This is a genomic window from Sandarakinorhabdus rubra, assembly GCF_010994245.1.
GTDB lineage: Bacteria > Pseudomonadota > Alphaproteobacteria > Sphingomonadales > Sphingomonadaceae > Sandarakinorhabdus > Sandarakinorhabdus rubra.
The window spans coordinates 1-3,780 of record NZ_WMHO01000236.1; the positions used below are offsets into that span (position 1 = coordinate 1).

Sequence of the window (3,780 nt, forward strand, 5' to 3'; positions counted from 1 at the left end):
TTGCCGGCAATGCCGCCGGCCAGCCGGCCGAAGCCGGCCAGGCGGCCGAGGCGGGAGGCAGGAACGGCGCGCGGGCGGGTGGGGAGCATGGCCACGCCCATGAACCGGGCCGGGCGGGCGCGCCAGTGCGGGCGATTGCCGCTGGGCTTATTCTGGCAGCACCACTCCCTGCGCTGCGGCTAACCGGCGGATGTCGTCGGCATGGGCGAGATCGGTGCCGGGCGTCATCACGGCGGCCGCACCGGCAGCGATGCCGAGGCGCAGAGCATCCGCTTCCGGCATGCCACTGGCCAGCGCGAACACCATGCCGGCGAGAAAACTGTCCCCGGCGCCGACGCTGCTGGCGCGCGGCACGGCAGGGGCGGGCAGCAGCATATCCACACCCACGCCGGCGAGCAGGGCGCCATCGGCGCCCAGTGTCACCGCCACCAGCGCGGCGCCGCCACTGTCCACCAGCGCATGGGCGGCGGCGTGCACATCCTCGATGCGGGGCAGGGCGCGGCCCGCCAGCTGTTCCAGTTCCTCGCGGTTGGGCTTGACGAGCGTGAGGCCACCGGCGGCGAGCGTGGCTGCCAGCGCCGGGCCAGAGGTGTCGAGCACCACCCGACGCCCACGCGACCGCACCATCGCCACGATGCGCGCCAGAAAGTCGGGCTCCAGCCCGCGCGGCAGGGAGCCAGACAGCACCAGCCAGTCGCATGATGTCTGCGCCAGCGTTGCGAGCAGCAGGTCAGCCTCGGCGGCGCTGACCTCCGGCCCCTCGGGTGTGAAGCGATACTCGGCGCCGGTCGCCTCTTCATGGACCACCTGGGCGATGCGGGTGTCCCCGGCAATGGCCAGGGCGCGGTGCGCAATGCCGGTGCGCGCCACCAGGCCTTCCAGGATCGGCCCGGTGATGCCGCCAGCCAGATACAGCGCCTCTACGTCGCCGCCCATTCGGGCAATGACGCGCGCCACGTTGATGCCGCCGCCGCCGGCATCGAAGCGCTGGCCATGGGTGCGCAGCTTCACCGTGGGCCGCACGCAATCAACGCGCGCGGAGCCGTCGATGGCGGGGTTGAGGGTGAGGGTGACGACATGGGCCATGGCCTGACCCATAGCATCGGCCGCGCCGTGACGCATGATGCGCCGCCAACCGGACTTGTCTAGGCCTTGGTCACCGAGACGAGATCGCCAACGCGAACCTGATTGAAGAGGCGCTTTGCAAATTCCGGAGGGACGCCGATGCAGCCGTGCGTCGCTTCGCCCGCCCGCACATTGCTCGCATGGATCGCGACGCCGTCCCACGACAGGCGCAGCATGAAGGGCATGTCCGCATCATAGAGGTTTGAACGGTGATCCCGCGCCTTTTCCAGAACGGGAAACACGCCCACGGGAGTCGGTTTGCTGTCGGCTCCGTAGAGGATCGGCGCCGTCCCGATCTCGTGGCCGGCCCGAAACACCGACATGGTCTGCCCGGCAAGGTCGACGATGATCCAGGTGTCTCCGGCTGCGATCCCGTTGTCATCCCACACATACTCGCCGAATTTCATCTTGTGGCGGATGTTCAGCAGGCTGAGCACGGACTTTGTCTGGCCGTCGGCCAGCTTCAGGGTCGTTGATTGATAGCGTGAATAGACGACGCGCGGCATGGCCGCTGCCTGCGCCGTTGCCATCTGGGGAACGGGATTGGCGACGGGATCCTCCGCGCGAGAGCTGCTCAAGGCAAGCAGACCGATCATTGTGAGGCCAGCCAGGGCCACGACTGTCCGCAGCGTCTGTCGCCTTTGTCCGGGCCGGGCCGTCAGTTCCATGGGTCAGGCCCTGTTGCCAATCGTCTGTTTTTGACGGCGGAGGATGGCACCTGTCGCCAGAAACCCGATCACCATCATGAGCCATGTATCAGGCTCGGGCACGCCCCCAGGCGTTCCGACCGGATCGGTGGGAAGCGGCGGCGGCGGGCCGCCGATCGGCCCGTCCGGGTCAAACGGGAGGACGCCGGGGTCCGGGAAGAAGCCTGCTGGCCCGATCCCGTCGGGAGCAGCGGGCGGTGCGAACGGGCCGCCGGGTCCAAGGCCGAACGGATCGTCAAGGGCGGGTGTGTTGTCGAATGGCGCCCCAGGGGCGGCAGCCGGCGGTTCGAGAAAAGCTTCGGAATCCGGCATCGGAAGGACCGGATCGGGCTTTCCTGGCGGATCAAGCATCGCATAGGCGGGCTTGGAGGTGGCAAACGGCTGCGGACCACGTTCGCCTGGCGACCGCGCGGCGAAGATCGACATCGGATCATCGATCAGGGCCTTCACAGCGGCGCCACCATCGGACGCCTGGACGAAGACATAGCCCACGGGAAACACCAGCAGGGCCATCGCCAGCAGCAAGCCGCGAAGAACGGATTTTGCCTTTGCGATCACGACCCTGACACACACCACGCTATTAACGAATTGGTCACTTAACTGAATGACAGATTCGTGTCAACGTGTGTGCAGAAAAATAGTCTTCATTTTAATTAATGCTAAACTGCGGCCCGCAACTGCGGGCAACTGGAACACAGCGACAATATCTTTAAAAAACCAAGAAACAGAAGTGCTGATACTATTTGCTATGCAATGCCAGCTGTTCTGATTCCATATTGAGCAATGTTCCGGCCATAACCGGCGCTCTCGATGTTGCTGCAACTGCAGCCTGTTTGATCTCGTCGCTCTCAACGATTTCCAGATCGATCCCGGCAGCCCTGTTGTTGTCAGCGTCCAGCCAGTTGAGATTGTCCGGGCCGGCGGTGGTCGCAAACACGATCGCGCGTTCGGGAAGATCGAGAAGTGTAAGATATCGGCCGATCAGCGCGTTGCCCACGCCCGACTCAGATCGCTGGCTGTTCTTCGTCGTGAAGGTGGCGTGAAAGCCCACCCGCGCGCCAGGCGCGAGGATCCGGCGGGCACCTGCCACCCAGATCAGCGCGCAGGCCGATGCACAATAGTTGTTGCGCGTGATGACGGTCTTCATGCCCCGCGATCGGATCAGCCTGCCGATTTCCAGTGCCGAGTTCACTGACCCGCCCGGGCTGTCGAGAATGACCGCGTCGGCGCCGCTGGCCGCCGCCACGTCCGCAAAGGTCCTTTCGTCCTGCGGGACGACCCGTCCGGAGATATGGACGTAGTTCTTTCCGGAGTTGCTTTTCACCAACTGGATGGCGGCCGCCAAAGCCGAGGCTTCCAGCGACCCGAACGCGGCCACGATGCCGATGAAGATACACGCTACACGCTTCATCCCAGCGCAATGCGTTACCAGCGCCGGGTTAAGAACCGGTTTAGGGGCATGGACATTGCCTGCTCGGAGGGCAGGGCGCGGCGCCGCGCTTCAGTCACCGGGCCAGACACAAAGGTGGACGCACCGCGGGCAACAGCGTACCGGCTCAGGGCGCCAACGGTGGAAATGCAATCCCTAACGACTGCGGCCAGACAGGCTCGCCGTGATGGTGACCCCTACGGGACTCGAACCCGTGTTTTCGCCGTGAAAGGGCGACGTCCTAGACCGCTAGACGAAGGGGCCATCAGCGGGAGGCCGCCTGTTATTGGCCTTGGGCCACGCCGTCAACTGCGATTTTCTGTGCCAGTGCAGCGCCAGCGTCACTCAACCGGCGAAGGCGGCATCGTCCAGCGTCAGTTCGACCGCGTCGCCGCCAGCCCAGTCGTCGCGCTGCACCCGCCCGGCCACGTGCAGCGCCCGGCCGCCGGTGGCCTGCAGCTGGGCCCCCAGCGCGCTGTCGGCCTGCCGCCAGGCCATCGCCTTGATGCGGCCGCCGTC

4 protein-coding genes and 1 tRNA gene are annotated in these 3,780 nt (G+C 65.9%); all 5 read right to left on the reverse strand.

The features are described from left to right. Positions 1 to 147 precede the first annotated feature (147 nt). Entirely contained in the window at positions 148 to 1,122 is a 975-nt protein-coding gene (locus tag GJV64_RS12405) for a 1-phosphofructokinase family hexose kinase (RefSeq protein WP_235927735.1), read from the reverse strand. 23 nt (positions 1,123 to 1,145) lie between these two features. Beyond that, positions 1,146 to 1,793: a L,D-transpeptidase family protein gene (locus tag GJV64_RS12410; RefSeq protein ID WP_235927736.1), complete on the reverse strand. Its 648-nt coding sequence runs from the start codon at positions 1,791 to 1,793 to the stop codon at positions 1,146 to 1,148. A gap of 3 nt (positions 1,794 to 1,796) precedes the next feature. Beyond that, positions 1,797 to 2,390 carry a PEP-CTERM sorting domain-containing protein gene (locus tag GJV64_RS12415; protein WP_164157563.1) on the reverse strand — a complete coding sequence of 198 codons (594 nt, stop codon included), beginning with the start codon at positions 2,388 to 2,390 and terminating at the stop codon, positions 1,797 to 1,799. 181 nt (positions 2,391 to 2,571) lie between these two features. Further along, the gene (locus GJV64_RS12420; protein WP_164157565.1) at positions 2,572 to 3,243 is read right to left on the reverse strand and encodes a COG3904 family protein; all 672 of its coding nucleotides are present in this window, start codon (positions 3,241 to 3,243) and stop codon (positions 2,572 to 2,574) included. 206 nt (positions 3,244 to 3,449) lie between these two features. Then, positions 3,450 to 3,525, reverse strand: a tRNA-Glu gene (locus GJV64_RS12425). Between the last annotated feature and the right edge of the window lie 255 nt (positions 3,526 to 3,780).

Excerpts from the sequence above, each read along its gene's own strand:
- GJV64_RS12405 (WP_235927735.1), bottom strand. The coding sequence starts at position 1,122 with ATGCGTCACGGCGCGGCCGATGCTATGGGTCAGGCCATGGCCCATGTC.
- GJV64_RS12410 (WP_235927736.1), bottom strand. The coding sequence starts at position 1,793 with ATGGAACTGACGGCCCGGCCCGGACAAAGGCGACAGACGCTGCGGACA.
- GJV64_RS12420 (WP_164157565.1), bottom strand. The coding sequence starts at position 3,243 with ATGAAGCGTGTAGCGTGTATCTTCATCGGCATCGTGGCCGCGTTCGGG.